Source organism: Clostridia bacterium, from assembly GCA_017554615.1.
In the GTDB taxonomy this organism is placed as follows: domain Bacteria; phylum Bacillota; class Clostridia; order UMGS1840; family HGM11507; genus SIG450.
In genome coordinates this window covers 88197-94621 of sequence record JAFZHY010000015.1, presented here as the reverse complement: position 1 = coordinate 94621, position 6425 = coordinate 88197, and the positions used below count along the sequence as shown (strand labels likewise).

The window sequence follows — 6425 nt, the reverse complement described above, 5'->3', positions numbered from 1 at the left end:
TTTTATTATTGCGAAAGCCTAACAAGCATCACCATCCCCGATAGCGTAACAAGCATTGGTTATAGTGCATTTTGTTATTGCGAAAGCCTAACAAGCATCACCATCCCTGAAGGAGTAACAAGCATTGGTTATGGTGCATTTTATTATTGCGAAAGCCTAACAAGCATCACCATCCCCGATAGCGTAACAAGCATTGGCAATGGTGCGTTTGATGATTGCGAAAGCCTTATAAACATTACAGTAGATGTAAATAACCCGAATTTCAGTTCTGTTAATGGTGTTTTGTTTGATAAAAACAAGACAAGACTTATTAAGTATCCGGCAGGCAAGAGTGATACAACATACACCATCCCCGAAGGAGTAACAAGCATTGATAAGTATGCGTTTCAGTATTGTATAAGCCTAACAAGCATCACCATCCCCGAAGGAGTAACAAGCATTGGTAATGGAGCGTTTTATGATTGCCATAGCCTAACAGATGTATATTATAGTGGAAGTGAATATGATTGGGCGAAAATCAGTATTGGGGGGATAAATTCATATTTAACTAATGCAACGATTCATTATAATAATCTTCCGCCTATAGAATATGAATATCTTCCTCCTGTAAGTATAAGCAATGGAGAATTTAATTTTGCATCAGGCAAGGGTTCTGCATATTTTGATTATTATGATTATTATTTTAAGAATAATGCTTACTCATATAATCATGATTTGGCAAAAACATCAATGCGGTTGGCCCTGTCTGCATATGGTAAAATTCAAAAATTGAAAGACGACAATGGTGAAGTAATAGAGAAAATTTACGATAATGCGCCTCAAAATGTGGCAAACTTTCTCGGTCAGTTGGGATTTGTTGGTGTAGACTATAATGATGAATTCACAGAGCCACCTGAACGTAATTCGATTGGTGTCATCGCAGGAAGAAAGCATGTCATATATCCCGATGGTAACTATACACTAATTGCGGTGGCAATCCGTGGCGGTGGTTATGAGAATGAATGGGGCGGAAACTTTAACGTTGGAAGCAATGATCATCATGCTGGTTTTGAGTTAGCGCGTAAACAGGTAGTAGAGTTTATAAAAACATATATAGCAAGTCAAAGAATTGGCGGAAATATCAAGTTGTGGATTACAGGATATAGCCGTGCAGCGGCAACAACAAACCTTACCGCCGCATATTTTGACGAAAACCCAAGTGCAATTGGTTCGATGGTAACACTTACTCCTGAAAATATTTACGCATATTGTTTTGAAGCACCTGCTGGTGTTGTGAATCCCGATAATGAAACTGGGCTTTATAATAACATTTTCAGTATTGTAAATCAGCATGACTTTGTCCCTATGGTTGCTATGCGTAAATGGGGTTATGACAGATACGGCATTACAAAATATTTGCCATCTGCTCAAACTAATAAGAATTACTATGATTTAAGAAATGACATGCTTGACTACTTTGCACAGTATCATAAATCAGATTATAAAGTGGATGATTTTACATATTATTATACTTTTGCATCAAATAAAAATTTAATTAAGAATGGATATGGTACTCAAGGTGTTTATCTTGAAAAGGTGATAGACAAGCTTGCCGAGAACATAGGAAATCCTTCTAACTATGAAAACGAATTCCAAGAAATGTTTGAATATATTGGTGAAAATATTGTTGGCTTAGGAAAAACAGAAGAGTTGGCGAATAGCTTGCTTGACGAAATGAAAAGCCGCTCGTTGTTATATCTAGTTGAAGGAACATATCTGCTTAATCCTAATACATGGGCTATAGCAGGGACAGCATATTTAACAACCCGTTCTGCAGTAAAAGATGCTTTTGAAAACATAGGAATTTCAGTGTCAAGTGATGCAGTAGATACCCTTGTAGGATTGATTATAGATTTAGGATTTGATAATGTTTATACTTTACTTCAAAATACATCAGGGATTGCTCAAGGTCACTATCCGGAGCTTTGTATGGCATGGCTTGATGCAATTGATGAAGATGATTTTTCGGATAAGAGGCTCAGAACACTTTACTTAAACTGTCCTGTTGACATGGAAATTTATGATAGTAATGACAATCTTGTAGCTGCGGTGTATGATAATACTCCGCAGAAAATTGATGGCAGTGCAATTGTTCCATTCATAGACGAAAATGGTCAAAAGATTGTATACTTACCACAAGATGAAGAATATAGAATTGAAGTTATAGCAACAGATGACGGCGAAGTGACTTATTCTGTTCAGGAGAGAGATATTAACACCGGTTCGACAAAGGTTATTAACTATAATAATATGTCGGTTAAAAAGGATGATACTTTAACAGGCACTGCCGAAAATCTTAAAGCAACCGAGATTGCGACCTATATGCTTTCTTCAAATAGTGTGGAAGTTTCCGAGGCCGAAGTTTTTGAAGATGCAGAACCTATTACAGTAGAGACTAATGCAATAGGAAACGGTGTTGTAAGTACCGGAGGAGAATACTATAAGGGTGAGTTTGCAGAGGTTGTTGCAACTCCTGCTGAAAATGAAGAGTTTTCAGGATGGTACAACGGAGAAACAATCATATCGTCAGAAGCAACATATCGTTTCCAAGTAACAGAAGCAATTACTCTTACTGCAAAATTCACAGAAAACACCTGCGAGATAATATTCTTAGACGACGAAGATGATGTTATTTCCACTCAAAGAATAGTAAAAGGAACCACAGTTGAAATTCCCGAAGCTCCCGAAAAATCCGGTTATCGATTTGAAGGGTTTTATAAAGACAAAGAATATACAACTGCGATAACAGAAGGTGATGTTTATACAGAAAATACAACACTCTATGCAAAATATTCAGAACCAAGCTCCTCCGATGGTTTCTACTACTTCCCTATAGATGACACCACTGCTGAAATAATTGGATATGAGTATAATGATTATGAGTTATGGATTCCAGTTTCACTTGATGGATATACTATAACAAAGATTGTAGATTCATCTTTTAAAGATGCTGAATTTGAAACTGTTTTTATACCTGATACAATTACAGAAATCGGTGCTAATGCCTTTGAAGGATGTGACTATCTTGAAACCGTCAATTACATAGGCACAGAGGAACAATGGAATGCAATCACCATAGGTGAAAACAACGATGCTTTAGTAAACGCAGACAAAGTGTTTGACTATAACGAAGATACTGTCTATGGTGGATTTGGAGAAGTTGACTTTACAGGTTCTGCAGTAGAAGGTACGCTTTGGTTTGATTATGCATATAAAAACTGTGTTGCCATTATAGAAATTTTAAATTATGATGGAGAAACTGAAAAAACTCTTGAAATTGCAATACCTGCCGGAACTAAGGAAAAAGAGTTTTCTATTCCTTTTGATGCAGATGATGATGAACATGAAATTTATGTTTCGTTTGTGAATAATACTACTGAGAAAATTGAAGTTGGCGAAGGAGATTGGGATTATTTCTATGCAGAACGAGAGCGGTTTACAGATGGTGATTATACATATGTGCTATCTGATGGTAAGGCAATTATAGTAAGTTATAATGGAACTAATACTGAAGTTGAAATTCCTGCAACATTAGGTGAATTTTCAGTTGTTGGAATTGATGATTATGCCTTTGAAGAATGTTTGTATGAGAATGAGGTGGAAATCACATCATTAACACTACCAAGTAGTATAGAAAGTATATCTGAATGGGCATTAGATTGTCTATATACTCTTGCAACAATCAGTGTCGCTGATGAAAACGAGCATTTTTGTGTAGTTGATAATGTTCTGTTTGATAAAGACAAAACAAGACTGGTTAAATATCCTGCCGGAAAAATAGGCGATAGTTATTCAATCCCAAATACTGTTAAAGTTATTTCAGCTACTGCGTTAGCAGATAACGAAAACTTAACAACAGTTATAATACCTGATAGTGTAACAGACATAAATGGATATGCATTCACAGGTTCTGCAATTAGCACTGTTACTATACCGGCAAGTGTAATAAACATTGAGACTGCTGCATTTTCATGGTGTTATAATTTAAGTGAAATTAATGTCAGCGGTAATAATACACATTACACAGCAGTAGATGGAGTGTTATATAACAAGGATAAGACAATGTTAATGCAATATCCTATGGGCAAAGAAAACACATCGGTTGTAGTTTCTGCGGGTGTTACTACAATTTGTGAAACTGCATTTTTAGGTTGCCAAGCAGGTACAGTTGTACTACCCAAGAGTCTGACATTTATTGATTACAGAGCATTCTATAATTGCGAAAACTTAAAAACTGTATTATATTATGGTTCACAAGAGGATTGGCAGAATGTAGACGTTGAATATCGTAACGATGATTTGATGTACGCAGATTTTATTTACAATTATGATGAAAATGCTTCTGTAAATGCCGATATTATAAGTTGTTATTATGATGAAGGCAAAGTGGTTGCGAACATAAAATATAACTATATTTTCGAAGACTGCACCACGTTCTTTGCTATTTATAATGAAGATGGAAGATTGGTTGCTATGGACAGCAAGCCGGTAACCAAGAATGACACCGATGCGACTTTTAGAATAGAAGTTGGCGAAGATTGTAAAGATATGGAAGTGAAAGCATTCTTCTGGGAATCATCAAACACACTAAAACCATTAGGAAATGTAGCATATGGTGTTGTTGGTGACCTCGTGTTAGAATCCACACATCCATATGGAAACAACATTGATGAAACGAAAGTATATACATATAGTGGTGATTGCACGAGTATAGATGTCACTTTCTCAGATGATACGGAAACTGAAAGTGGATGGGATTATATTATCATTTATGATTCAAATGACAATATAATCGGTGAATATAGCGGAACAGAGCTTGCTGGACAGACAATTAGAGTTCTTGGCAACACCGTTAAAATTCGTTTAACTAGTGATGGTTCATATACCGAATATGGTTATAGAACAGAAAGTATTCGTGTAAATAAGTAAAAGTACTCGTGTCAAGTCCATACAATTTAAAAGATTAGTTTGCCGATAATAAATATTTACATATCGGGCAGGAAAATCTAATATTCCTGCGGGTTCTAATTGGATGTGTTTAAGGAAAAACAGGTGAAAAAATAGGGAAAAGTTAGTAGGTCCATATTGTAAAAACAACAAGGTTCTCCGAAATATAGAAATCTATGATTTCGTAATATTTCGTGATGGTTCTTATTATTCACTGTTCTCCCGACTTGACACGAGCCTTAATTAGATTGTTTCAAATATTATCGAATACTAAACGGAGATGATTTTATGAATGAAATATATATTTGTATGTTATTGTGTTTTTTTTGCTCCGATAGGTATATTTTGTTTGTTCTGGTCCTTTAAAAAGCCTTTTTTGAGTATAGTTATTTATTTACCTTTGTTGTTGTATTCAATAATAAAAAATGTATTTTTAATTGGAAGATATAAAGGATTTTTGGAAGAAATAAAATTATTTTTACATAGTGATGCTGTTTTAGCAATTTATATTGTTTGGCTACCAAGTATTATAGGTTTTGTTCTTATAAATATAGTCTATGTTATTATTCAAAGAATTAAAGTCAAAAAGTAGAATTTGTGACGAATTTAAACTGTCTATATTTTTTTTGTTTTTGAGTTGACTTATTTTCTTTAAATGTTATGATAAAACATCTTGTATAAAATCAATTTATGTAATATACTTTAGTTAGAAATATATATAAGAAAAAATGGGAGGTTTTTATTATGAAAATTTTTATTGACACAGCCAATATTGAAGAAATCAGAGAAGTGTATCAATATGGTTTTTTAAGTGGTGTAACAACAAATCCTTCGCTTATAGCAAAAGAAGGAAGAGATTTTAAACAGGTTGTTAAAGAAATTTCAAGTTTGGTTGACGGACCTATATCAGCAGAAGTTATAAGTCTTGATTGTGAAAATATGGTAAAAGAGGCAAGAGAACTTGCTAATATTGATAAAAATATAGTAATTAAAATTCCAATGTGTGCTGAAGGTTTAAAAGCAGTAAGTATTCTTAGTAAAGAGGGAATTAAAACAAATGTTACATTGATATTTTCTCCATCACAGGCGCTTCTTGCAGCTAAGTCAGGTGCAACATATGTTAGCCCGTTTGTAGGCAGACTAAATGATATTTCTTCTGAAGGCAATGCTCTTATTGAAAAAGTTGCCCAGATTTTTGATATGCACGGTATATCTACAGAAATTATTGCAGCAAGTATAAGAAGCCCTGAAGATACAGTTAGTGCTGCGTTGGCAGGTGCTCATATTTCTACAATTCCTTATAAAGTAATAATGCAGATGATGAAACATCCTTTAACCGATAATGGTATCAGTATATTTATGAAAGATTGGGAAAAGATGTCTAATATATAATTAATTTTAAACTTAATCTAAGCCCATAAAAAAACTATGGGCTTATT

The 6425-nt window shown here is 34.3% G+C and carries 2 protein-coding genes; both read left to right on the top strand.

All coding sequences use genetic code 11. The features are described 5' to 3' along the window. Nucleotides 1–4968, top strand: a 4968-nt coding sequence (locus tag IKZ35_04015) for a leucine-rich repeat protein (protein ID MBR4893129.1), incomplete at its 5' end; no start/stop codon positions are given. A gap of 762 nt (nucleotides 4969–5730) precedes the next feature. After that, nucleotides 5731–6378, top strand: a complete 648-nt coding sequence (gene fsa, locus IKZ35_04010; protein MBR4893128.1) for a fructose-6-phosphate aldolase — start codon at nucleotides 5731–5733, stop codon at nucleotides 6376–6378. The last annotated feature ends 47 nt before the right edge of the window (nucleotides 6379–6425 follow it).

Coding starts and splice junctions, on each gene's coding strand:
- fsa (MBR4893128.1), top strand. CDS start 5,731: ATGAAAATTTTTATTGACACAGCCAATATTGAAGAAATCAGAGAAGTG.